The 23,877-nt window shown below is 62.1% G+C and carries 20 protein-coding genes; 16 read left to right on the forward strand and 4 right to left on the reverse strand.

The window, feature by feature from the left end:
- Positions 1 to 18 precede the first annotated feature (18 nt).
- Together AC6I99_RS11465 and AC6I99_RS11470 are read left to right on the forward strand one after the other, a co-directional pair.
- Positions 19 to 1,047 (forward strand): TerC family protein, encoded by a 1,029-nt coding sequence (locus tag AC6I99_RS11465; protein WP_224090214.1) that lies wholly within the window; start codon positions 19 to 21, stop codon positions 1,045 to 1,047.
- A 29-nt stretch (positions 1,048 to 1,076) separates the two neighbouring features.
- Complete coding sequence (locus AC6I99_RS11470; protein WP_497960988.1) at positions 1,077 to 2,393, forward strand: MFS transporter; 1,317 nt, start codon at positions 1,077 to 1,079, stop codon at positions 2,391 to 2,393.
- Positions 2,394 to 2,440: 47 nt separating this feature from the next.
- On the opposite strand, the gene AC6I99_RS11475 is transcribed toward AC6I99_RS11470, so the two are convergent.
- Genes AC6I99_RS11475 through AC6I99_RS11490 form a run of 4 tightly spaced genes read right to left on the reverse strand, consistent with a single transcriptional unit; the run spans position 2,441 to position 8,287 of the window.
- Positions 2,441 to 3,790, reverse strand: coding sequence for an alpha/beta fold hydrolase (locus tag AC6I99_RS11475; protein WP_497960989.1), 1,350 nt, complete (start codon positions 3,788 to 3,790; stop codon positions 2,441 to 2,443).
- Positions 3,783 to 4,295, reverse strand: a complete 513-nt coding sequence (locus tag AC6I99_RS11480; protein WP_224090217.1) for a GNAT family N-acetyltransferase — start codon at positions 4,293 to 4,295, stop codon at positions 3,783 to 3,785. Before AC6I99_RS11480 ends, AC6I99_RS11475 begins: the two co-directional genes overlap by 8 nt.
- 29 nt (positions 4,296 to 4,324) lie before the next feature.
- Positions 4,325 to 5,707: a CoA transferase gene (locus AC6I99_RS11485; protein WP_497960990.1), complete on the reverse strand. Its 1,383-nt coding sequence runs from the start codon at positions 5,705 to 5,707 to the stop codon at positions 4,325 to 4,327.
- 45 nt (positions 5,708 to 5,752) lie between these two features.
- A complete protein-coding gene (locus tag AC6I99_RS11490) occupies positions 5,753 to 8,287 on the reverse strand; it encodes a DEAD/DEAH box helicase (protein WP_497945069.1) in 2,535 nt (844 codons plus the stop codon).
- 70 nt (positions 8,288 to 8,357) lie between these two features.
- Here AC6I99_RS11490 and AC6I99_RS11495 point away from each other — a divergent pair, with 70 nt between their 5' ends.
- The 14 genes from AC6I99_RS11495 to secG all read left to right on the forward strand — a co-directional run bounded on the left by AC6I99_RS11495 (position 8,358) and on the right by secG (position 23,739).
- Positions 8,358 to 9,137: a trans-aconitate 2-methyltransferase gene (locus AC6I99_RS11495; RefSeq protein ID WP_497945068.1), complete on the forward strand. Its 780-nt coding sequence runs from the start codon at positions 8,358 to 8,360 to the stop codon at positions 9,135 to 9,137.
- Between the two features lie 157 nt (positions 9,138 to 9,294).
- Positions 9,295 to 9,675 (forward strand): GntR family transcriptional regulator, encoded by a 381-nt coding sequence (locus AC6I99_RS11500; RefSeq protein WP_216925843.1) that lies wholly within the window; start codon positions 9,295 to 9,297, stop codon positions 9,673 to 9,675.
- A 65-nt stretch (positions 9,676 to 9,740) separates the two neighbouring features.
- Positions 9,741 to 12,668, forward strand: coding sequence for an excinuclease ABC subunit UvrA (gene uvrA, locus AC6I99_RS11505; protein ID WP_224090221.1), 2,928 nt, complete (start codon positions 9,741 to 9,743; stop codon positions 12,666 to 12,668).
- 111 nt (positions 12,669 to 12,779) lie between these two features.
- On the forward strand, positions 12,780 to 13,496 hold the full coding sequence (locus tag AC6I99_RS11510) for an HAD hydrolase-like protein (protein WP_497945067.1): 717 nt from the start codon (positions 12,780 to 12,782) through the stop codon (positions 13,494 to 13,496).
- Entirely contained in the window at positions 13,483 to 14,151 is a 669-nt protein-coding gene (locus AC6I99_RS11515) for a lysophospholipid acyltransferase family protein (protein ID WP_224164356.1), read from the forward strand. Before AC6I99_RS11510 ends, AC6I99_RS11515 begins: the two co-directional genes overlap by 14 nt.
- A gap of 44 nt (positions 14,152 to 14,195) precedes the next feature.
- The gene (gene uvrC, locus AC6I99_RS11520; protein ID WP_497960991.1) at positions 14,196 to 16,217 is read left to right on the forward strand and encodes an excinuclease ABC subunit UvrC; all 2,022 of its coding nucleotides are present in this window, start codon (positions 14,196 to 14,198) and stop codon (positions 16,215 to 16,217) included.
- Positions 16,218 to 16,304: 87 nt separating this feature from the next.
- Positions 16,305 to 17,228: an RNase adapter RapZ gene (rapZ, locus tag AC6I99_RS11525; protein ID WP_224164358.1), complete on the forward strand. Its 924-nt coding sequence runs from the start codon at positions 16,305 to 16,307 to the stop codon at positions 17,226 to 17,228.
- Positions 17,228 to 18,244, forward strand: coding sequence for a gluconeogenesis factor YvcK family protein (locus tag AC6I99_RS11530; protein WP_224090225.1), 1,017 nt, complete (start codon positions 17,228 to 17,230; stop codon positions 18,242 to 18,244). Before rapZ ends, AC6I99_RS11530 begins: the two co-directional genes overlap by 1 nt.
- A 13-nt stretch (positions 18,245 to 18,257) precedes the next feature.
- Complete coding sequence (whiA, locus tag AC6I99_RS11535; protein WP_018777554.1) at positions 18,258 to 19,238, forward strand: DNA-binding protein WhiA; 981 nt, start codon at positions 18,258 to 18,260, stop codon at positions 19,236 to 19,238.
- A gap of 175 nt (positions 19,239 to 19,413) precedes the next feature.
- On the forward strand, positions 19,414 to 20,037 hold the full coding sequence (locus AC6I99_RS11540) for a superoxide dismutase (protein WP_216925790.1): 624 nt from the start codon (positions 19,414 to 19,416) through the stop codon (positions 20,035 to 20,037).
- 270 nt (positions 20,038 to 20,307) lie between these two features.
- The gene (gap, locus tag AC6I99_RS11545; protein WP_224090226.1) at positions 20,308 to 21,318 is read left to right on the forward strand and encodes a type I glyceraldehyde-3-phosphate dehydrogenase; all 1,011 of its coding nucleotides are present in this window, start codon (positions 20,308 to 20,310) and stop codon (positions 21,316 to 21,318) included.
- Positions 21,319 to 21,327: 9 nt separating this feature from the next.
- On the forward strand, positions 21,328 to 22,554 hold the full coding sequence (locus tag AC6I99_RS11550; protein ID WP_497945065.1) for a phosphoglycerate kinase: 1,227 nt from the start codon (positions 21,328 to 21,330) through the stop codon (positions 22,552 to 22,554).
- Positions 22,555 to 22,629: 75 nt separating this feature from the next.
- Complete coding sequence (tpiA, locus tag AC6I99_RS11555) at positions 22,630 to 23,445, forward strand: triose-phosphate isomerase (RefSeq protein WP_497945064.1); 816 nt, start codon at positions 22,630 to 22,632, stop codon at positions 23,443 to 23,445.
- Between the two features lie 36 nt (positions 23,446 to 23,481).
- Positions 23,482 to 23,739 (forward strand): preprotein translocase subunit SecG, encoded by a 258-nt coding sequence (gene secG, locus AC6I99_RS11560; protein ID WP_216925786.1) that lies wholly within the window; start codon positions 23,482 to 23,484, stop codon positions 23,737 to 23,739.
- Positions 23,740 to 23,877: the final 138 nt, after the last annotated feature.

A 23,877-nucleotide genomic window follows, 5' to 3' on the forward strand; every position in this document is an offset into this window, starting at 1 on the left:
TGCGAAAGGCCCGCATTAATGGAGCTTCCAATCTGGTTTGAGGTCGGCTCGTTTGTCGCCCTCGGAATTATCCTGCTGATCGACCTCCTCCTGGTCGTCAAGCGTCCCCACGAACCAACAATGAAGGAAGCCGGCCTCTGGGTCGCCTTCTACGTTGCCTTGGCCCTGGTCTTTGCCGGTGCCATGTTCTACTTCACTGGCCCCGAATACGGCAGCCAGTTCGTCGCTGGCTGGGTCACGGAATACAGCCTGAGCATCGACAACCTGTTCGTCTTTATCATCATCATGGCCCGCTTCTCGGTGCCGCGGAAATACCAGCAGGAAGTGCTGATGGTGGGCATCATCATCGCACTGGTCCTTCGCGGCATTTTCATCGCCTTGGGCGCAGTAGTCATCGAGCAATTCAGCTGGATCTTCTACATCTTCGGCGCGTTCCTGCTGTGGACTGCCTGGAAGCAGGCCACGGATTCCGGTGAAGACGAAGAAGAAGGTGCCGAAAACCCCCTGGTTGCCCGGCTGCGCAAGGTCCTGCCGATGTCTGAAAAGTTCGACGGCGGCAAGCTGCGGACCACGGTGGACGGCAAGAAGGTCTTCACCCCGATGCTGATCGTTTTCGTGACCATCGGCATGACAGACCTCCTGTTCGCGGTGGACTCCATTCCCGCGATCTTCGGCCTGACCCAGAGTGCCTTCATCGTCTTCACGGCCAACATCTTCGCGCTCATGGGCCTGCGCCAGCTGTACTTCCTGCTGGGCGGACTGATGAGCCGCTTGATCTACTTGAAGCACGCCCTGTCAGTCATTCTTGCCTTCATTGGCGTCAAGCTCGTCCTGCACGCAATGCACGTCAACGAGCTTCCCTTCATCAACAACGGCCACCACATCGAGTGGGCTCCGGAGATTCCCACCTTCGTTTCGTTGGCGGTCATTATCGGCACGATCGTCGTAGCCGTCGTGGCCAGCTTGCTTAGCCCGGCCGCCCGCCAGTCCAAGCTGGACGCGCGGTTGGAAGAAGACGCGAAGAAGAGCTTGAGCGAAGCAGAGTAACCGGGCTGTGAAGGTTGTAGTCTCGTGAAGTGACTACCACTTCTACTACGGCGCTGGACCCCCAACGGGTTCAGCGCCGTACTGTTTTCCTGCTCAGCTCGGCCCAGCTCCTGAGCGGAATCGGTAACGGCGCCACGTTATCCATTGGATCGCTCCTGGCCGTGGACCTGTCCGGATCCGAGGCGTGGGCTGGATCCATCACTACTGTGCTGACCCTCGCTGCAGCCCTGACTGCCCTACCGCTGGCACGGCTCGCGGAAGCACGCGGACGCCGGGTTGGCCTCGTCTCCGGTTTGGTCGCTGCCATGATCGGGGCGCTCCTGGTGATGGCATCCGTGGTGATCGGATCCTTCCCGCTGCTCCTGCTCGCTGCCGGTTTCCTCGGTCTTGGTACAGCCGCCAACCTTCAGGCGAGGTTCGCCGCCGTCGACCTCGCCCACGCTGAGCACCGCGGCAGGTCACTGTCCACTGTTGTTTGGGCCATCACGATTGGGGCTGTCGCGGGGCCGAACCTCATCCAGCCCGGCGCCGCAGTGGGGGCCGCATTGGGCCTGCCGCCGATTGCCGGACCGTTTGTCTTCTCGGCCGCAGGGCTGTTCCTGGCGGCGGTGCTGCTGTTTGCCGGTTTGCGGCCCGACCCGCTGCTGCTGGCACGGCGCTTGGCCTCGGAATCCGCGGGCGCCGGGTCCCTGCCTGTCAGGGGCACCATCCGTTCCGGCCTGCAGGCTGTTCGTTCCTCGCCCCGGGCCATCCTTGGGCTTGCGGCCGTGGTCGCAGCACACGGCGTCATGGTGGCGATCATGTCCATGACACCCTTGCACCTGCAGCAGCTGGTTGGCGGTTCACATGCCGGCCATCACGGCGGAACAACTGACAGCACGGATGCCCTGGTAGTTATTGGGCTGACCATTTCGCTGCATATCGCCGGCATGTTCGCCCTATCGCCACTTTGGGGTTGGCTGACGGACAAAGCCGGCCGCATCCAAACCATCGCCATGGGCCACGGGCTTCTGCTGGTCGCAGTGCTGATCGCAGGAATCGGCCAACAAGAGCCGGTGTTGGTCACCACCGGGCTGATCATCCTTGGCCTTGGCTGGTCCGCCGCGACCATTGCCGGATCCACCCTGCTTGCGGAGAGCGTCGCCGAAGAACAGAGGGTAACCGTGCAGGGCGTTTCCGATACGCTCATGGGCGCGGCGGGCGCAACGGGCGGCGCGACGTCCGGACTCGTCCTCGCCTGGCTCGGCTACGAAGGACTGAACATAGCCGCTGGCGTGCTGGCCGCCGTCATGCTGGCCTTAACGGCCGCCACCGCTGCCCGGGTGCGCCGTTCACTCCCCGCATAGGAAGAATCCCTGCGCGGGAACAATCCCTGCGCTGGAAACAGGGTGGGTTAGCGGGAACCCCGCACAAGCCCGAAGAGCCGCCTGAAGATGCCTTCGCCGTCTTCCCCTATGCCGTCATGGTGGAAGTCGTCCGTGACCCAGGTTTGAAGCCCACGGACTGCCGCGGCGGTTTCCATTGAGAGGTCATGGTCCACGTAGATATCGTTTTTGTAGACGGCGGCTGCTACTGGAACCTTGTTGACCGCCAACTGCTGGTGGTCGTAGAGGGGACACCAGTCCGACTTGGCTGCCAGCAAGTCGGCTACGTCGCGAAGCGGGATTAGTGCAGGGTCCTGTTCGAAGTACCAGGGGTAGACCATTTCGCCCGTGAGCAGGGGGGCTTCTGCTTCGGGTTTGAACTCCGGGAATTCTTCCAGCACGCGCCATGCTGCCCAGTCCGTGGCCTGGCCCTGCCCGTAGATCGATTCATGGAGGACCGCGTACAGAGGGTTCCCGGCCCGGCTCACCAGGGTCCGGACTTGCTCAAGGAACACCTCCGACAGGCGTTCGCCCACGGGTGTTTCGATGAAGGCGTCCTCCAGGAGGTAGTGCAGGGAGTCCACCCGGGTGTTGCCGCCGAGGAACGATCCCACCATCTGGAACCGCTCGGGCGTCAGCCGTTCCCCGCTGGCCAGGAATTCCTCATGCTGCCCGAGGTGGCGGACGATCCTGGTGACAGTTTCGCGGTCTTCCGGATACCAGGCGAAGTACTCCGCGTTCCGCTCCGCCACCCGGCGGAAAGTGGCGCGGTACACGCGCTCTGCGGGGCCGTGCAGCGGGGCAAGTCCTCCCGTGATGAGAACCTCCCGCAGCCCTTTCGGGGCGAACGACAAATAGGTCAACGCGCAGAACCCACCAAAGCTCTGGCCCAGCACCGACCATGGACCGGAATCCAGGGCATGCCGGATGAACTCGGCGTCAGCCACGATCGAATCGGCCCGGAAATGCCTCAGGTAGTCAGCCTGGGCTGCGGCGTCACCCCGCAGCTCCAATGACTGCCGCTCCACCGGAGTGGAAAGGCCCGTGCCGCGCTGGTCCAGCATCAGGATCCGAAAATCCTTGGCCGCTGCCTTCATCCAACCTGAGAGGGAAGTGACGCGGTTCCCGCGTCCGCCGGGTCCACCCTGGAGGAACAGCAACCACGGAAGTTTGGCGGCCTCCTCCGCGGAGTACTCCGTGGAGGAATACTCCCGCGCGAATACAGTGATCGTTTCGCCGGTCGTCTGGCCGTCCACAGCAGATGTGGCCAAACCGTGGTCCAGGGGGACCGTGAAGTAGTGCTCAGCGGTTCGGAGGCCTCGGAATTCGTGCCGGGCGCGGATGCGGTGTGCGTCGGCCACGGCCTGCAGTTCAGCCATGGGCAAGAGCCTTGCTTCCGTTGGTGGCACCTGCCCCGAACGTTTCCAGCGCCTCGCCGGTCAGCCTGAACGTCGACCATTCATCCATGGGGAGGGCGCCAAGGTTCTTATAGAACTTGATGGACGGTTCGTTCCAGTCCAGGACGCTCCACTCCACCCGGGCATAGCCGCGTTCGACGGCGGTCGCGGCCAGATGCTGCAGGAGCGCCTTGCCATGGCCCTCGCCACGCGCTTCCGGAATAACGTAAAGGTCCTCCAGGTAGATGCCGTGGACACCCTCCCACGTTGAGTAGTTCAGGAACCACAGGGCGAAACCTTGCACTGTCCCAGCGGCATTCGCGGCCATGGTGGCGTACACCCGGGGGTTCTCTCCGAAGAGCACCTCGGTCAGGAGCTCCGGGGTGTTCCTGACGGCGTCGGGTTCCTTTTCGTAGATCGCAAGATCGTGGATCATACGCAGGATGGCGGGAACGTCTTCAACGGTGGCAGGGCGGATTACACTCATGCTTCCGAGCTTACTAGGGCCCGGGTCGCCTACCGCCAGCGCAGGGCGGAGGACCCGTACGTGACAGGAGGTTCTTGATAACCAACGGGAACACCATCCACCGTGATGGGTGGGCCAACGTACCGGAGACGGCCGTAGGGGCTGTCCATCTCGTGGAAATCGGGCTCTGGCAGCTCGACTTCAGTCGCCGTGCCCGTCGAAAGGAGAAGTAACTCTTCCGCTGTCCGGACCAGCGAAAGCCGGGCTGCTCCGCCACGTCCCGTACCCAGTCGCTGGGCAAGCAAAGCGAACACTGCCGCCGCAAGGCCATAACCCGTGGCGTGATCCAGTGCCTGCACCGGTAGCGCCCCAGGCCTCCACCCGCCGTCGCCGGACTGGCCATATCGATCAGCTATCCCGCATGCTGCCTGCACGAGGCTGTCAAATCCTCGTCGCGCCTGCCAGGGACCGCCGTGGCCCCATGCGCCCAAGGCAACTACGACGAGGTCGGCGCGGCGCCGCAGCAGCGCGTCGGGGGTCAATCCAAAACGATCCAGCCCGCCGCCGCGATACCCCACTACCACAACGTCTGCCGTCTCCAGGAGGCCCATGACCGCAGCCAGATCTTCGGGATTCCGGAAGTCTGCTTCGGCGCTGTGTTTGTCAAAGCCGGAGTCAATGAAGGCGTCCGTCAGCTCCGGAAGCTGGGGAGGGTCTATCCGGAGGACGTCCGCGCCCAAGGCTCCAAGGAGCCGGGTTGCCACGGGGCCGGCAATGACCCGGGTCAGGTCAAGGACTTTGAGACCTGCCAAAGGACGTCCCGGTTCCGCGGCAGGAACCCACGACGACGGGCGGCTTGCTTCAGCGGATTGTCCCGGTTGATCGAAAGTGATCCACGGCCCCTCACTGGCCGCTTCAAACATAGGGGCGGCTACCCACTCTTCCCTGGTACGGACAGCGGCCGCTACGCCGTCGTTTCCCGCAATAAGGTGTTCGGCTTCCAAAGCCGTCATTGCCAGAAGTGCGCGGTCCACGTCGGCAGGTTCGCTGGCCGAGACCGCTTCCATGAGCCGGGCCGCGTGGTGTGGATAGTTTGCGTGGAGGCGGATCCAGCCATCAGCGGTTTTTCGAAAACCGGACAAGGGAGCGAACCCTTCAGCTTTCCGGCCACCTATGCGCAGGTGCCCCAGGGAATCGAACGCGGCCGCAGTGGGCCCCGCTGCGACAGAATACCGGCGCGTCGTTCCCATCAAGGCATTCAGGGCCGTAGCTGCAGCCCGCACCGCGCCCAAAGCCAGCCCTTCCACGTCCAGTGCAGGAACGCCATCTGCGCAGGGCCACCATCGTCGCGATCCGGTCCAGGGAGCCGCAGGTTGTGCGCTCATTACCTCCAGCGCCCGCAAGCTGCTGCCGAGATCGGGGACGGATTCCATGGGACTTCCTTAAGCCGGTTGAGCTGGACCTGGGAGCCTGTTGGCTTAGAGCCGGTTGACGTTCGTCACGCGAACCACGGCTGTGCCCGTCTCATCGGAAGCCGCGAGATCCACATCGGCGGAGATGCCCCAGTCGTGGTTTCCGGCGGGGTCATCGAAGATCTGGCGGACCCGCCACGTGCCGGGTTCTTCGGTGATGATGAGCAATCCGGGTCCGCGGGCATCAGGTCCCGTGCCGATGTCATCGTGTTCATCGAAGTAGTCGTCCAGAACCTCTTCCCAGCGCTCGGCGTCCCAGCCGGCGTCGGCGTCCAGCTCACCCAGGGCGGCAGAGTCTTCGTCCGCAAACAGCTCCACCCTGCGGAACATTTCGTTCCGGACCATGACCCGGAAAGCCCTGATGTTCGTGGTCAATAGCGGCGGCGGAGGTGGGGGAGCGTCATGCGGTGTTGGCATGAGCCCTGAGGTTAGCTCCTCCCACTCGTCTAGGAGGCTGGAGTCCACTTGCCGGACAAGTTCACCCAGCCAGGCGATGAGGTCCTCGAGGTCCTCGCGCAGCAAGTCCTGGGGCACAGTCTGCCTGAGTGCACGGAATCCATCCGCCAAGTAGCGCAGGACGATGCCCTCGGAGCGGGCCAGGCCGTAGAACTGCACGAACTCTCCGAAGTTCATGGCACGTTCATACATGTCGCGGATAATTGACTTCGGCGCCAGCTCGAAGTCGCCCACCCATGGTGCAGCCTTTCGGTACACCTCGAAGGCTTGGCCAAGAATCTCCGCCAAGGGCATCGGGTACGTGACTTCATCGAGCATGGCCATCCGCTGCTCATATTCGATGCCGTCGGCCTTCATGGCGGCAACCGCCTCGCCACGGGCCTTCTTCTGCTGCGCAGAGAGAATCTGGCGCGGCTTCTCCAATGTGGCCTCGATAACCGAAACAACGTCCAGCGCATACGACGGCGACTCTGGATCCAGCAGTTCCAGCGCGGCAAGCGCAAACGGTGAAAGCGGTTGATTGAGGGCAAAGTTGGCCTGCAAGTGGACCGTCAAGCGGACAGAACGGCCTTCGGATTGTTGTTCATCTTCCGGAATGCGTTCAACCACACCCGCGGCCAGCAGTTCACGGTAGATGCCCAGCGCTTTCTTCATGAGTTTCAACTGCGCCGGGCGGTTCTCGTGGTTTTCAGTGAGCAAGCGCCGGGTTGCCTGGAACGGATCTCCTGGGCGTTCCATGAGGTTGAGGAGCATCGCGTGGGTGACCGTAAAGCTGGAACCCAAAGGCTCCGGAACCGACTCCACCAGCCGTTTGAACGTTGATTCACCCCAGGAAACGAAACCTTCCGGTGGCTTCTTCTTGACCACTTGGCGAAGCTTCTTCTGGTCGTCGCCGAACTTTGCCGTGGCCTTTGCCATGGCCTTGGCATTCTCCACTACGTGATCCGGTGCCTGGACCACCACGGTGCCGGCGGTGTCATACCCTGCGCGACCCGCGCGGCCGGCAATCTGGTGGAACTCGCGTGAGTTGAGCACCCGGGTGCGTACGCCGTCGTATTTGCTCAACGCCGTCAACAGAACCGTGCGGATGGGAACGTTGATGCCCACGCCCAGCGTGTCGGTCCCGCAGATAACCTTCAGGAGCCCGGCTTGTGCGAGTTGCTCCACCAGGCGGCGGTACTTGGGCAGCATGCCGGCGTGATGGACGCCGATGCCATGGCGGACCAGCCGGTTGAGTGTCTTTCCGAAGCCCGCGGCGAACCGGAAGCCTGCGATGAGCTCAGCGATGCGGTCCTTTTCCTCCCGGCTGCACATGTTGATGCTCATCAGGTTCTGGGCACGCTCGATCGCTTCTGCCTGGCTGAAGTGCACAACGTAGACCGGGACCTGCTTGGTGGAGAGCAGTTCTTCCAGTGTCTCGTGGACCGGAGTGAGGTGGTAGTAGTAATGCAGTGGAATCGGACGTTCGGCAGAGCTAACGGTAGTGGTGGGCCGCCCGGTGAGTTCGGTGAGGCCGGCTTCGAAACGGCTGACGTCACCCAGCGTCGCGGACATGAGCAGGAACTGGGCCTGCGGCAGTTCAAGCAGGGGAACCTGCCAGGCCCATCCGCGCTGGGGATCGGAGTAGAAGTGGAATTCATCCATGATCACGGTGCCAAGTTCCGCGGAAGCTCCCTCGCGGAGGGCAATATTGGCCAGGATCTCAGCGGTGCAGCAAATTATCGGCGCATCCTGGTTTACGCCGGAGTCACCCGTAATCATGCCAACGTTTTCGGCACCGAAGATGTCGCAGAGGGCGAAAAACTTCTCCGAGACCAAAGCCTTGATGGGAGCGGTGTAATAACTGCGCTGGCCACGGGCCATGGCCTCGAAGTGGGCCGCAATGGCGACCAGCGATTTACCCGACCCGGTGGGTGTAGCCAGGATGACGTTGGCTCCGGAGGCGAGCTCCATGATGGCTTCGTCCTGGGCAGCGTACAACTGCAAGCCGCGGCCTTCTGTCCACTCAACGAACCGTGTATAGATCTCGTCCGGACCCAACGGGTTGGAGGGGGTGGAACCAGGGAGCTGCTCAAGAAGTTTCATTGGTTTCCAGCTTAGTCCCCGGACGGTTTAGGCTCGCCCCAGCACTGTTGCCCAACGCCAGGAGGCTTATATGAGGTGGGATCCGTCCAAGTATGTGGAGTTCGGCAATCACAGGGACAGGCCGTTCCATGACTTGGTGGCCAGGATCCAGGCTGAATCGCCGCGGAAAGTGGTGGATCTTGGATGCGGCCCCGGCAACCTCACAGCCACACTGGCTGTCCGCTGGCCCGATGCGCGCGTGGTCGGCCTCGATTCCTCCGGCGACATGCTTGCGAAGGCAGATGGAGAGGCCCGGAAATTCGCCAACCTGGAATTCGAGCAGGCAGATATTGCTGGTTGGCAGCCTGACCAGGAGACAGACGTCGTAGTAACCAACGCCGCACTCCAGTGGGTTCCCGGGCACCAGGCCATGCTCGGTCACTGGCTGCGTGCACTTAAACCAGGCGCCTGGTTCGCGCTCCAGGTCCCGGGGAACTTCACATCCCCTTCGCACACTCTCATGAGGGAGCTTGCCGCGTCACCCAAATGGTCCTCCCGCCTTGGCGGCGTCCTTCGGCATGATGGCGTTGTGGGCAGTCCTGCGGACTACCTGGGTATCATGCTCGACGCCGGCTGCGCAGCTGACGCCTGGGAAACCACCTACCAGCAGCTGTTGCCGGGCAAGGACCCCGTCCTTGAGTGGGTGCGCGGCACAGGACTGCGGCCGGTACTGGCAGCGCTGTCTCCTGCAGATGCCGCCGAATTCGAGCAGGAATACTCCGCTTTGCTGCGCGAGGCATATCCGCCTACGGGCCACGGGACGGTGTTCCCGTTCCGTCGTATCTTCGCGGTGGCCCGGAAAGACAAATGAGCCGGCAGGACCTGTTGCCGGACGTAGCAATTAAGTTTCCTGCCGCCCGTGGCTTGTACCCTTTCCGCGTCGCTGGTCTAATTCTCGGCATGGACCATGGACGCTTCATTGAGCAGCAAACGCCCGGATGGCTTCCGGTACCCGGCCGGTTTTCGCGATGACTGCCATGGACGGCTTTCCCGGGAACTGGCGGCCCAACACCAGCAGCGGAGTTGCCCTTTTTGAGCAGCTGAGGCTGCGCATCATCGAACTCGCAGACTCCGGCGTCCTCGCAGTTGGAGCGAAGCTCCCGCCGGTGCGCAACCTGGCGGGTGTGTTGGATGTAGCCCCACATACAGTGGCCCGCGCCTATAAGGAACTGGAGGCTGCCGGCGTCGTCGCCACGAGGGGACGCAACGGCACCATCGTGTGTGCACGGGATGACCGCTGGGGCGCGCTTGCGGAAGTTGCCGCCCAGTATGCTGCTGCGGCAAAGGCCCAAGGAGCCTCATTCGCGGAGGCTGTACAGCTTCTTGCGGCCGCATATGACGCTGATTGATACCGATCGGTAGCATGTGAGGCACGACATGGAAATTCGAAGAAGTTTTCGATTAGCATTGGTAGGTGCCCAAAGCCTTAGCTGAAGATGCAGCCATCGATGCCCTGAAGAGTGTAGCCGTCGTCCCCGATACCAAGCCCACCAGGCCGGACCTGTCCCGGCTGGTAGTCAAGGGCGCGCGGGAACACAACCTGCGCAATGTAGACCTGGACCTCCCCAGGGATGCGATGATCGTGTTCACGGGCCTTTCAGGCTCAGGCAAGTCCTCCTTGGCATTCGATACGATCTTTGCCGAGGGGCAGCGTCGGTACGTGGAATCGTTGTCCGCCTACGCCCGCCAGTTCCTCGGCCAGGTGGACAAGCCGGACGTGGACTTCATCGAGGGCCTGTCGCCCGCGGTGTCGATCGACCAGAAATCCACCAGCAAGAACCCTCGCTCCACCGTGGGCACCATCACGGAAATTTACGACTACATGCGTCTGCTCTGGGCGCGTGTAGGCCGTCCGCACTGCCCGGTTTGTGGCGAGCCCATCGCCCGGCAAACCCCGCAGCAGATCGTTGACCAGCTGTTGGAACTGGAAAAGGGCACACGATTCCAGGTTCTCGCTCCTGTGGTTCGCGGGCGCAAGGGCGAGTTCGTGGACCTCTTCAAGGAACTCACGGCCAAAGGCTATTCGCGCGCACGGGTGGACGGCGAACTGGTACAGCTCAGCGAGCCGCCCAAGCTTGGCAAACAGTTCAAGCACACCATCGAGGTGGTGGTGGACCGCTTGGTGGTCAAGGAAGAGATCAGCCAGCGGCTCACCGATTCCATTGAAACTGCCTTGGGCTTGGCGGAAGGCCGGGTGCTGATTGAGTTCGTGGACCTTGACGCGGGGGACCCCGCACGTATCCGTGCTTTCTCCGAGAACCTCGCATGCCCCAACGAGCACCCCCTGGCCATCGATGAAATCGAGCCACGCTCTTTCTCGTTCAACAACCCCTTTGGCGCCTGCTCGGCCTGCAGTGGCATCGGAACCAGGCTTGAAGTGGACGAGGAACTGATTGTTCCCAATCCGGAGCTTTCCCTGGCACAAGGCGCCATCGCCCCCTGGTCCCTGGGCACCGCCACCACGGAGTACTGGAACCGCCTCCTGGAGGGCCTGGCCCATGAACTCGGCTTCTCCATGGACACCTCGTGGGAAAAACTCCCCAAGGATGTCCGGAACACCGTGCTGCACGGCAAGGACCACAAGGTTGTGGTCCAGTATCGCAACCGGTTCGGCCGGGAACGCAAGTACAGCACCGGCTTTGAGGGCGCCATCCAATATGTTCACCGCAAACACGGCGAAACTGACTCGGATTGGGCACGGGACAGGTACGAAGAGTACATGCGCCAGATTCCCTGCCCCGAGTGCAACGGTGCCCGGCTCAATCCTGCCTCGTTGTCGGTGTTGATCAATGGGAAGTCGATCGCTGAAGTCGCGGCCCTTCCCATGCGTGAATGTGCGTCGTTCCTGGGCAGCCTGACCCTGACCGACCGCGAGGCACAGATTGCCCACCAGGTCCTGAAGGAAATCCAGGCCCGGTTGACGTTCCTTTTGGACGTGGGACTTGAATACTTGAACCTGGAACGTCCTTCCGGGACCTTGTCCGGCGGTGAAGCCCAACGTATCCGCCTGGCTACGCAAATTGGTTCCGGCCTGGTGGGAGTCCTCTACGTCCTTGACGAACCTTCCATCGGTCTGCACCAGCGCGACAACCGCCGCTTGATCGAGACGCTGACCCGCCTGCGGGATCTCGGCAACACACTGATCGTGGTGGAGCATGACGAGGACACCATCCATGAAGCGGACTGGGTGGTTGACATTGGACCCGGCGCCGGGGAGCACGGCGGGCAAGTGGTCCATTCAGGTACCTACAAGGAGCTCTTGGAAAACAAGGACTCCCTCACTGGCGACTACCTGTCCGGCCGCCGCAAGATCGATGTCCCGGCCAAGCGCCGCAAGTACGACAAAAAACGTGAACTAAAGGTCATCGGTGCCAGGGAAAACAACCTGGACAATGTGGATGCCACGTTCCCCCTGGGGCTCTTCACGGCAGTGACGGGTGTCAGCGGTTCGGGCAAGTCCACGCTGGTGAACGAGATCCTTTACAAGGTCCTCGCCAACAAGCTCAATGGCGCCAAGCAGGTTGCCGGGCGGCACCGGAGCGTGAATGGATTGGAGCACCTGGATAAGGTGGTCCACGTCGATCAGAGCCCCATTGGGCGCACACCCCGCTCCAACCCGGCAACGTACACAGGCGTGTTCGACAACATCCGGAAACTGTTTGCCGAAACCACCGAAGCAAAGGTCCGCGGTTACCAGCCCGGCCGCTTCTCGTTCAACGTCAAGGGCGGCCGCTGCGAAGCGTGCTCCGGAGATGGCACATTGAAGATCGAAATGAACTTCCTGCCTGACGTCTACGTTCCGTGTGAGGTGTGCCATGGCGCCCGTTACAACCGGGAAACCCTTGAAGTGCATTACAAGGGAAAGACCATTGCCGATGTCCTTAACATGCCCATCGAGGAAGGCGCTGAATTCTTTGCTGCCTTCACCCCTATCGCGCGGCATCTGAACACCTTGGTGGACGTGGGACTGGGCTATGTCAGGCTGGGCCAGCCGGCCACAACCCTGTCCGGTGGCGAGGCGCAGCGCGTGAAGTTGGCTGCAGAACTCCAGAAGAGGTCCAACGGACGCAGCATCTACGTTCTGGACGAACCCACTACCGGTCTGCACTTCGAGGACATCCGGAAGCTGCTTATGGTCCTGCAAGGACTGGTGGACAAGGGCAACACCGTGATCACCATTGAGCACAACCTGGACGTCATCAAGTCCGCGGACTGGATTGTGGACCTCGGGCCGAACGGTGGTTCAGGTGGCGGCAAGATCGTCGCAACGGGCACGCCTGAGCAGGTAGCCAAGTCCACTGACAGCCACACCGCAACGTTCCTTGCGGAAATTCTGCGCTAACAGCCCGGATCGCCTTCCTGGACGCCTAAAGAATATCCTCAGCGGGGCAGAAGTATTCCGGTAGCGGCATGCGAGTTTCAGGCATGCCGCTACTCGTGAGAAACTAAGCCGGTGACTCAAACAACGGTGCCCGTAATTTTCGATCTGGACGGCACCCTTGTCGATCCAGCCGGCGGTATCACAGGAGGAATATCCGCGGCCCTGCGCGAAATGGACCTCCGGGTCCCGGAACAGGCCGTGCTGAACGCCATGGTTGGCCCCAAGCTCAGCGATGCACTTCTGCATCTGGCGAATGTTCCGACCGAATTGGTAGATGAAACCATTTCCCGCTACCGGCGGCATTACAGGGAAACCGGTATTGGCCAGAGCAAGTTGTATCCGGGAATATTCGACCTCCTTGAATTCTTTGCCGAAACGGGGCGGGCCGTCGCCGTTGCAACCCAGAAGCCTCAAGGTATTGCCCGGATTGTCCTTGAGCATCACGGTATTGCGGATTTCTTTGTCTCCATTAGGGGAGCTTCCGACGACGAATCGCTGGCAGCCAATTCCGCGTCCGGAAAGATCGGGATTGTTGGCGCGGCCTTGGCTGATCTCCACTCCCAGCCTGCTGTGATGGTGGGGGACCGGCACCAGGACGTGGCCGGAGCAATGGCCAATGGCCTTGACTGCATTGGTGTTGGCTGGGGTTTCGCTTCGGACGGCGAACTGGAGGAAGCCGGTGCGGTTGCCGTGGTCGGCAGCACCCTTGAGTTGCGAACCAAAATTGAAGAACTTGACGCTGTCCGCGCGGCGGCCCTGAGCGAGGTACAAAACGATGGCAGTCTTTGATGCGATCCGCTGGACAACGCGTGGACTGATCTCCACCACGTGCCGGCCCACGGTCATTGGACTGGAGAACGTGCCAACAGAAGGCCCGTTCATTGTGGCGCCAAACCATCTCTCTTTCCTGGACAGCGTCATTGTCCAGGCGCTCATGCCCCGTCCAGTAGCGTTCTTCGCCAAGGCGGAGTATTTCACCACCAAAGGCGTTAAGGGCGCCGTGATGAAGTCCTTCTTCGAAGCCGTCGGTTCCATCCCGGTGGAACGCGGTGAACAGGCTGCCAGCGTGCAGGCCCTGAAGACCCTTCTGGACATCCTGGAGTCCGGCAAGGGCATTGGAATTTACCCGGAGGGCACCCGCTCCCGTGACGGCATCCTTTATCGCGGCCGGACCGGCGTCGGTTGGTTGGCGCTCACCACGGGCGCGCCTGTAATTCCCGTGGGCCTGATAGGCACGGAGAAACTGCAGCCAGCGGACAAGAACGCCGTCCGCCCCCAGCACTTCACCATGAAGGTTGGCGAGCCGCTCTACTTCGACAAGACGGGCCCGGACCATTCCCTTCCAGCACGACGCCAGGTGACGGACAAGATCATGGATGCCATAGCTGCCCTCAGCGGACAGGAACGGTCCTCAAGCTACAACCAAAGCAAGTCGGTGGACTGAGCGGGCTGGCGTAGGCTGCCGATCCTGTTCACTAGACTGGAATCGTGGCAAATCCAGCAAGTTACCGGCCCCAAACGGGTGAAATTCCCACCACCCCGGGCGTCTACCGTTTCCGCGACCCCCACGGCCGGGTTATCTACGTGGGGAAGGCCAAGAACCTCCGTTCCAGGCTGAATTCCTACTTTGCAAACCCGTCCGGGCTTCTACCCAAGACGCATGCCATGGTCCATGCCGCGAGCAGCGTGGAGTGGACGGTTGTGGGTAGCGAGCTGGAGTCGCTACAGCTGGAGTACACCTGGATCAAGGAATTCAAGCCGCGTTTCAACGTGGTCTTCAGGGACGACAAGACGTATCCCTACCTGGCCGTCACCATGGGGGAGAAGTACCCCAGGGTGCAGGTCATGCGTGGCGAACGCAAGAAGGGCACCAGGTATTTTGGCCCCTACACCGCGGGGGCTATCCGGGAAACCATGGACACCCTCCTTCGCGTGTTCCCGGTCCGAAGCTGCAGCGCGGGCGTTTTCAAGCGGGCACAAGCCAGTGGGCGCCCTTGCCTTCTTGGCTACATCGACAAATGCGCAGCACCCTGTGTTGGCCGCGTGACGCCGGAGGAGCACCGTGAACTTGCGGAGGACTTCTGCGCCTTCATGGGCGGGGAAGCCAAGCGCTTCATCAACCGGCTGGAAAAGGATATGGCGGCCGCCGTCGCAGAACTCGACTATGAGCGCGCCGCACGGCTCAGGGACGACATCATCGCTTTGCGCAAGGTTTTCGAACGCAACGCCGTAGTCCTCGCCGAGGATACGGACGCCGACGTCTTCGCGCTGCATGAAGACGAGCTCGAGGCGTCCGTGCAGGTGTTCCACGTCCGCGGCGGCCGGGTCCGTGGACAGCGTGGCTGGGTGGTGGAGAAAGTCGAAGACGCCACGACGCCGGAACTCATCGAGCACCTGCTGCAACAGGTTTACGGGGAAGACAGCGAGGTCCAGGGCCGCATTCCCCGGGAAGTACTCGTTCCGGAGAATCCGAGCAACCATGCCGAGCTGAGTGAATGGCTGGGCGGGCTCCGCGGGGCAAAAGTGGATATCCGCGTGCCCCAGCGAGGTGACAAGGCTGCGCTCATGTCAACGGTCCGCGAGAACGCCGAGCAGGCGCTGAAGCTGCACAAGACGCGCCGGGCCGGGGACATCACCGTCCGTTCGCTGGCCCTTCAGGAGCTACAGGAGGCCCTTGAGCTTCCGGTTCCGCTGCTTCGGATCGAATGCTTCGATATCTCGCACGTCCAAGGAACCAACGTGGTGGCGTCCATGGTGGTGGTGGAAGACGGCCTGCCCAAGAAGTCCGATTATCGTAAGTTCTCCATCACGGGAGCGGCGGCAACCGATGACACCGCCGCCATGCACGATGTCTTGACGCGCCGCTTCCGCCACTACCTCACCGACAAGGCCGCCCAGGTGCCCGTCTCCGGTGAAATCATCAACCCAACCCGTGCGGGCACCGCCGCGGCTGCCCCTGGAACTGAAACGCCGCCGTCGGACCCCACCATGCCGGCCCCCAAAGCCAAGTTCGCGTACCCGCCCAACCTGGTGGTGGTGGACGGCGGGCAGCCGCAGGTCAACGCTGCGGCGCGTGCCTTGGCCGGGTTGGGCATCGATGACGTCTACGTGGTTGGCCTGGCAAAGCGCCTTGAAGAGGTCTGGCTCCCCGACAGCGACTTCCCCGTGATCCTTCCGCGGACTTCGCAGGGCCTGTACCTGCTACAGCGCATCCGCGATGAAGCCCACCGCTTTGCCATCACGTACCACCGGCAAAAGCGCGGCAAGGCCATGACAGTGTCTGCCCTGGACGGCGTTCCGGGCCTGGGAGAAGCCAAACGCAAGGCCTTGGTGGCACATTTTGGGTCCCTCAAGAAGATCAGGGCGGCCAGTGCGGAGGAACTCACCTCCGCCAAGGGCATCGGTCCGGCGTTGGCAGCGGCAGTCGTGCAGCATCTGGGTTCCAGCGAAGACGCAGGTGAAACCGCTCCTGCCGTGAACATGACCACCGGCGAAATCCTCGAATCTTAGCTAGGGTAAGAACTTGACCGGTGGCCGCAACTGCGATGCCACCGGTCAGGCCGTAACAACCACTTGTCGAGGAAACGGGGACCACTGATGGATGAGGCAACGGCAGGAGCCGGCGCGGAGCAGGACGGACTAACGCCCGTCAAGCCGGCGGAGGCGGAACTGCTGGTGGTTACCGGCATGTCGGGGGCGGGCCGCAGCACCGCTTCGGACGCCTTGGAGGACCACGGTTGGTACGTTGTGGACAACCTTCCTCCCCAGATGCTTGGCACCCTGGCGGAAATTGTCTCGCACGCGCCCAAATCCATCCCGAAGCTGGCCGTAGTGGTGGATGTCCGAAGCAAGGACCTCTTTACCGACATCCAGACAGCTCTGGGGGCCTTGAGCGCCACCGGCATCACGTTCCGGGTGTTGTTCCTCGATGCCAGCGACGAAGTCCTGGTCCGCCGGTTCGAACAAGGCCGGCGGCCGCATCCGCTGCAGGGCGGGGGACGGATCCTTGACGGAATCGGCATAGAGCGTGAAGTCCTGCGCGAACTGCGGGAGCATGCCGACGTTGTCCTGGACACCAGTGAGTTCAACGTGCACGGCCTTGCAACAGCCATCACTGAATTGTTCAGCGATACCGGACCTGTGACGCTACGGCTGAATGTCATGAGTTTCGGGTTCAAGTACGGCTTGCCTGTTGACGCCAACTTCGTGGCCGACGCCCGTTTCATTCCCAACCCGCACTGGGTGCCGCAGCTACGTCCCCATACAGGACTGGATGAGGACGTCAGCGACTACGTGCTCTCTGCCGATGGGGTGCAGGATTTTGTCGACCGTTACGTCAAGGCCCTGGAGCCGGTCCTGGACGGTTACCGCCAGGAGAACAAGCACTACGCCACTCTGGCCGTGGGATGCACCGGTGGCAAGCACCGTTCGGTGGCAGTCGCCGTCGAGCTCTCCAAACGCCTCGCGCAATATCCGCGCGTTACCGTGACAACCACCCACCGCGACCTGGGGCGTGAGTAATGGGAGTCCTCACAGGTCCGTTGCCCCTCATCCCGCCAAAGGGCGTTCCGGGCAGCCAGCAAAACAAAAGTCCTTCGGTCGTGGCCCTCGGCGGCGGACACGGACTGGCCGCGTCGCTCTCCGCACTTCGTTTGTTGACGTCGGAACTGACGGCGATCGTCACGGTAGCTGACGACGGCGGCTCCTCCGGGCGTCTGCGGGACGAGTACGGCGTCCTCCCGCCCGGCGACCTGCGGATGGCACTGAGCGCGCTCTGCGACGACACCGACTGGGGGCGGACATGGCGGGACGTCATGCAGCACCGCTTCACTGCCGGCACCGCCAAGGGCGGTTCGCTTGACCACCACGCCATGGGCAACCTGCTCATCGTCACGCTCTGGGAGCTGCTGGGGGATACCGTGGCCGGCCTCAAATGGGCCGGGGCGCTGCTGGGCGCGCGGGGCCAGGTGCTGCCCATGTCCAGTGTTCCCCTGACCATTGAGGGCCAAGCCCGGGTGGAACTGCCCGGCGGTGGATATGAACTGCAGACCGTCAGCGGCCAGGCAAAGTGTGCCGTTGCGGGAAAACTGGACGAAGTGCGGCTGCTGCCCGAGGACGCCCGGGCCTGCACCGAGGCGCTCACCGCGATCGAGCTCGCCGATTGGGTCATCCTCGGACCAGGGTCCTGGTACACCTCGGTGTTGCCTCATTTGCTGCTCCCCGAGCTTCGGCAGGCCTTGGGCGATACTGCCGCCAAGCGCTGCCTCACCATGAATCTTGACGTCGAAACCAAGGAAACGTCCGGCATGACGGCGGCCGACCACCTGGATGTCCTGCGACGCTATGCGCCGGAGTTCAGCGTCGACGTCGTACTCGCCGATCCCTCCGCGATCCAGGACCTGAAGGCCTTTGAGAAAGCAGCGGGGATGATCGGTGCGGAGGTGGTGTTGGGTAGAGTAGGGGCTTCGAGGCGCCGCCCTGTCCATGACCCACTGCTCCTGGCAGCGGCGTACCACGATATTTTCGGGAACAGTTAGGAATACACACGCGATGGCACTTACCGCGTCGGTCAAGGACGAACTGTCCCGGCTGGACATCAAGAAATCTTCAGTCCGCAAAGCTGAGGTTTCGGCGATGCTCCGCTTTGCGGGGGGCTTGCATATTATCTCGGGACGAATCGTTATCGAGGCTGAGGTGGACCTGGCTTCCACCGCGCGGCGGCTGCGTGCCGCGATAGCAGAGGTTTACGGGCACCAGAGCGAGATCATCGTGGTCTCAGGTGGCGGCCTGCGCCGGGGGAGCCGCTACGTGGTCAGGGTTGTCCGCGACGGCGAAGCCCTTGCCCGCCAGACAGGTCTGCTGGACGGTCGCGGCCGCCCGGTGCGCGGCCTGCCTTCCGTAGTTGTCAATGGATCCGCGGCCGATGCGGAAGCCGTCTGGCGCGGAGCTTTCCTTGCCCATGGATCCCTCACCGAACCGGGTCGTTCGTCGTCCCTGGAAGTAACCTGCCCAGGACCGGAGTCCGCGCTGGCACTGGTGGGTGCCGCCCGCCGGTTGGGCATACAGGCCAAGGCCCGCGAAGTCCGCGGCGTAGACCGCGTAGTAATCCGCGACGGTGACACTATTGCAGCGCTCCTTACCCGGATGGGCGCACATGACGCCTTGATGGTCTGGGAGGAGCGGCGCATGCGCAAGGAAGTCCGGGCTACTGCCAACAGGCTGGCCAACTTTGATGACGCCAATCTGCGCCGCTCGGCGCAGGCCGCCGTAGCGGCCGGCGCCAGGGTTGACCGGGCACTTGAAATCCTGGGCGATGATGTTCCGGACCACCTGAAGTACGCAGGCGAACTCCGGGTCGCCCACAAGCAGGCCAGCCTGGACGAACTGGGCCGCCTTGCCGATCCGCCCATGACCAAGGACGCCATTGCAGGCCGGATCCGTCGCTTGCTCGCGATGGCTGACAAACGCGCGCTTGATCTCGGAATTCCGGGTACGGAAGCAAATGTGACTCCGGAAATGATGGACGAATAGTTCCCGCCCATAGAATCGAGATCGTGTGGAGGAAATACTGCGAGGGCGCGGCGGGTTGTTCCCGTTGGTGGCAGGAGCAGGCTTCTTCCCCAGAGATTTCCGGCTGGCCTGCCGGCCGGATGAACACAACGAGAGTTACCAAACCGGACTTCGGTCCATTACATTGGAGGATTTCGTGACAGAGTACGTTCTGCCCGAGCTCGGCTACGACTACGCAGCTCTTGAGCCGCACATTTCGGCGAAGATCATGGAGCTGCACCACAGCAAGCACCACGCCGCCTACGTTGCAGGTGCCAACAACGCCCTCAAGCAGCTCGCTGAAGCCCGCGAATCGGGCGACTTCGCCAACATCAACCGCCTCTCCAAGGACCTCGCGTTCCACACCGGCGGCCACATCAACCACTCCGTGTTCTGGAACAACATCTCCCCGGACGGCGGCGACAAGCCTGAAGGCGAACTCGCAGCAGCCATCGAGGACGCTTTCGGTTCGTTTGACGCTTTCCGTGCCCAGTTCACCGCTGCCGCACTGGGCCTGCAGGGTTCCGGTTGGGCCTTCCTGGCCTACGAGCCCATCGGTGGCAACCTCGTCATCGAGCAGCTCTACGATCAGCAGGGCAACGTCGCCGTTGGCACCACCCCGCTGCTCATGCTGGACATGTGGGAGCACGCGTTCTACCTGGACTACGTCAACGTCAAGGCTGACTACGTCAAGGCATTCTGGAACATCGCGAACTGGGCAGACGTCGCCAAGCGCTTCGAAGCAGCCCGCGCCAACGCTACGGGCCTCATCGTTCTGTAGCTGGTGAGGCCCGGTTCACGCTGATGTAACAAAAGTCACATTAACGGTGAAATGGGACCAAATACTGGAAAGCCTGCCCCCGCAGTTGCGGGGGCAGGCTTAGTTAAACGTAAGATGGGTCACGGAAGGCGGTTAGCCTTCAGCAACGTGGCTGGTCGCCCTCCGATCTGATAATCACCTCTGCCCAATGACGTGCGGGGTCTGTTAGTTGGAAATATTGATCCGACTCACTAGGCGTGCTTGCAAGAGCACCAAGGAGATTGACACATAGTGACCACCCGTATTGGTATCAACGGCTTCGGCCGCATCGGCCGTAACTACTTCCGCGCAGCACTGGCCCAGGGCGCAGACCTTGAGATCGTCGCAGTCAACGACCTCACCAGCCCCGAGACCCTCGCCCACCTCCTGAAGTACGACTCCGTCGGTGGCCGTCTGACCCAGTCCGTGGAAGTCAAAGAGGGCAACCTCGTTGTTAATGGCGAGTCCATCACGGTTCTTGCTGAACGCGATCCCGCGAACCTTCCCTGGGGCGAGCTCGGTGTTGACATCGTCATCGAATCCACCGGGTTCTTCACCAAGGCAGCAGCTGCGCAGAAGCACATCGACGCCGGCGCCAAGAAGGTGCTCATCTCGGCACCTGCCAGCGATGAAGACATCACCATCGTCATGGGCGTGAACCACGAGCTCTACGATCCTGCGGCACACCACATCATTTCCAACGCATCCTGCACCACCAACTGCCTTGGGCCGCTGGCCAAGGTAGTCAACGACGCCTTCGGCATCGAGCGTGGCCTGATGACCACGGTCCACGCCTACACGGCCGACCAGAACCTGCAGGACGGCCCCCACGGAGACCTCCGCCGTGCGCGCGCTGCCGCCATCAACATGGTTCCTACCTCCACCGGTGCCGCAAAGGCCATCGGCTTGGTCCTGCCGGAACTCAAGGGCAAGCTGGATGGCTATGCGATCCGCGTCCCGGTCCCCACCGGTTCCGCCACGGACCTCACGGTCACTGTTTCCCGCGAAGTTACGGTCCAGGAAGTTAATGCCGCGGTCAAGGCCGCTGCTGAGTCCGATCAGTTCGCCGGGATCCTGAGCTACACGGATGCCCCTATCGTCTCCTCGGACATCGTCGGCGACCCCGCTTCCTCGATCTTCGACTCCGGCCTGACCAAGGTCATCGGCAACCAGGTCAAGGTTGTTTCCTGGTATGACAACGAGTGGGGCTACTCCAACCGCCTCGTCGACCTCACGGAGCTCGTCGCATCCAAGCTGGGCTAGGGTAGACACATGACATCTCACACCCTCAACGAACTCATCGCTGAAGGTGTCCGCGGGCGGTACATTCTGGTCAGAAGTGACCTTAATGTGCCGCTCGACGGCTCTACAGTGACCGACGACGGCCGCATCAAGGCCTCCCTCCCGGTCCTTAAGAAGCTCTCGGACGCCGGTGCCCGTGTGCTCGTAACCGCCCACCTCGGCCGCCCCAAAGGGGCCCCTGAGGAAAAGTACTCTTTGAAGCCCGCAGCAGCCCGCCTCGCGGAACTTGCGGACTTCAACGTCCGATTGGCTGCCGACACAGTTGGGGACTCCGCCAAGGAGTCTGCAGCTGCACTGCAGGATGGCGAAGTACTCATCCTGGAGAACGTCCGCTTTGACGCCCGCGAGACCAGCAAGGACGACGCCGAGCGCGGCGCATTCGCTGACGAGCTGGTTGCCCTTACGGGCGACAACGGCGCGTTCGTGGATGACGCCTTCGGCGCAGTCCACCGCAAGCACGCCAGCGTTTACGACGTCGCAACGCGGCTGCCGTCTTACCTCGGCGACCTCGTGCACACCGAGGTGGAAGTTCTCCGGAAGCTCACCGCGGACACCCAGAGGCCTTACGTCGTTGTCCTGGGCGGTTCCAAAGTCTCGGACAAGCTGGCAGTCATCGACAACCTTCTTGGCAAGGCAGATACCATCCTGGTTGGTGGCGGCATGCTGTTCACCTTCCTGGCCGCCGAAGGCCACAAGGTTGCCGGCAGCCTCCTGGAAGAAGACCAGATTCCGGTGGTCCAGGACTACCTCAAGCGCGCGGCTGATGCCGGTACTTCGTTCGTGATTCCCACGGACGTTGTGGTTGCAAGCCGTTTCGCGGCGGATGCCGAGCACGAAGTCGTCCGGGCGGATGCCATTGAGGAAAGCTCCTTTGGTGCCTCCGGCATCGGGCTGGACATTGGGCCCGAATCCGCGTCTGCATTTGCAGCGCAGATTGAAGGAGCCAAGACCGTCTTCTGGAACGGCCCCATGGGCGTCTTCGAATTTGAAGCATTCTCCAGCGGCACGCGGGCTATCGCGCAGGCACTCACCGACACTGTGGCCTTCACAGTGGTCGGTGGCGGCGACTCCGCCGCAGCAGTAAGGACCCTCGGCTTCGAGGATTCCCAGTTTGGCCACATCTCTACCGGTGGCGGGGCAAGCCTGGAATACCTTGAAGGCAAGGAACTTCCAGGCCTCAGCGTCCTGGACCGCTAAACAGCAATCCGGCCGGCAGGACGCCCTCGCGTCCTGCCGGCTGTTTCCATTTATCAACGCATTCTTGGAGTTCATGTGACTACCTCTGCCAACGGCAACTTTGTCCGAAAGCCCTTCATCGCAGGCAACTGGAAGATGAACATGGACCATGTCCAGGGCATCACCTTGCTACAGAAGCTCGCCTGGACCCTCTCTGACGCCAAGCATGACTACAACCGTGTAGAGGTTGCCGTCTTCCCTCCGTTCACTGATCTCCGCGGCGTGCAGACGCTTGTACAGGGCGACGAACTTGACGTTGTTTACGGCGGACAGGATCTGTCCCAGTTCGATTCCGGAGCCTATACCGGTGACATCTCCGGACAGTTCCTCAGCAAGCTGGGCTGCACCTACGTACTGGTAGGGCACAGTGAACGCCGGACCATCCACAACGAGTCCGACGACGTCCTGAACGCAAAGGTCAAAGCCGGGTTCCGCCACGGTGTCACACCGGTCCTTTGCGTCGGTGAAGGCCTCGAAATCCGTCAGGCAGGAACGCACGTGGAGCACACGCTGGCGCAGCTGCGCGCCGGTGTCGAAGGCCTCACTCCGGAACAGGCCGCTGAGCTTGTGGTCGCCTATGAACCTGTGTGGGCTATCGGAACAGGTGAAGTTGCAGGTCCGGACGACGCACAGGAAATGTGTGCAGCTATCCGCGCCGAACTTGCCAAGCTCTTCGACGAGGGCGTAGCTGAGAAGACGCGCCTTCTGTACGGAGGCTCCGTCAAGGCAAACAACGCTGCCGCCATCATGGCGGAAAACGATGTTGACGGCCTGCTTGTGGGTGGCGCCAGTTTGGACCCAGCTGAGTTTGCTAACATTGTCAGGTTCGAGAGCCACCTCGTCACGGACTAGTCCGGCTCCCGATTTCCGCTTCTTCGAAAGGCCGTCGTGGACGTTCTTCATGTCATTCTGCAGATCCTGCTGGGCGTAACCAGCCTTCTGCTGACGCTGCTCATTCTTCTCCACAAGGGACGTGGAGGCGGTTTGTCCGACATGTTCGGTGGGGGAATGAGCTCCGGATTGAGCTCCTCCGGTGTCGCTGAGCGGAACCTGAACCGCTTCACCATCATTCTTGGCGTTACCTGGGGAGTCGTCATCATCGGCCTTGGCCTGATCATGCGCTTCACTTCAGGTGGCGATTCTTAAAAGTTCGTGTGGGAAGGCTCCTGCAAGGGAGCCTTCCCGTCACTTCCGGATCATTCGGCACCAAACACCAGTGCCGCCGTCGTACCCCTCGCATTAGACTGGCCCTGTTGGCCGTAAGGCCTACGGGCCGTGACGGCC

The organism is Arthrobacter sp. TmtSoilC77 (assembly GCF_059739415.1).

Excerpts from the sequence above, each read along its gene's own strand:
- AC6I99_RS11465 (WP_224090214.1), top strand. The coding sequence starts at position 19 with ATGGAGCTTCCAATCTGGTTTGAGGTCGGCTCGTTTGTCGCCCTCGGA.
- AC6I99_RS11475 (WP_497960989.1), bottom strand. The coding sequence starts at position 3,790 with ATGGCTGAACTGCAGGCCGTGGCCGACGCACACCGCATCCGCGCCCGG.
- AC6I99_RS11480 (WP_224090217.1), bottom strand. The coding sequence starts at position 4,295 with ATGAGTGTAATCCGCCCTGCCACCGTTGAAGACGTTCCCGCCATCCTG.
- AC6I99_RS11485 (WP_497960990.1), bottom strand. The coding sequence starts at position 5,707 with ATGGAATCCGTCCCCGATCTCGGCAGCAGCTTGCGGGCGCTGGAGGTA.
- AC6I99_RS11490 (WP_497945069.1), bottom strand. The coding sequence starts at position 8,287 with ATGAAACTTCTTGAGCAGCTCCCTGGTTCCACCCCCTCCAACCCGTTG.
- AC6I99_RS11495 (WP_497945068.1), top strand. The coding sequence starts at position 8,358 with ATGAGGTGGGATCCGTCCAAGTATGTGGAGTTCGGCAATCACAGGGAC.
- AC6I99_RS11500 (WP_216925843.1), top strand. The coding sequence starts at position 9,295 with ATGACTGCCATGGACGGCTTTCCCGGGAACTGGCGGCCCAACACCAGC.
- AC6I99_RS11515 (WP_224164356.1), top strand. The coding sequence starts at position 13,483 with ATGGCAGTCTTTGATGCGATCCGCTGGACAACGCGTGGACTGATCTCC.
- rapZ (WP_224164358.1), top strand. The coding sequence starts at position 16,305 with ATGGATGAGGCAACGGCAGGAGCCGGCGCGGAGCAGGACGGACTAACG.
- AC6I99_RS11530 (WP_224090225.1), top strand. The coding sequence starts at position 17,228 with ATGGGAGTCCTCACAGGTCCGTTGCCCCTCATCCCGCCAAAGGGCGTT.
- whiA (WP_018777554.1), top strand. The coding sequence starts at position 18,258 with ATGGCACTTACCGCGTCGGTCAAGGACGAACTGTCCCGGCTGGACATC.
- AC6I99_RS11550 (WP_497945065.1), top strand. The coding sequence starts at position 21,328 with ATGACATCTCACACCCTCAACGAACTCATCGCTGAAGGTGTCCGCGGG.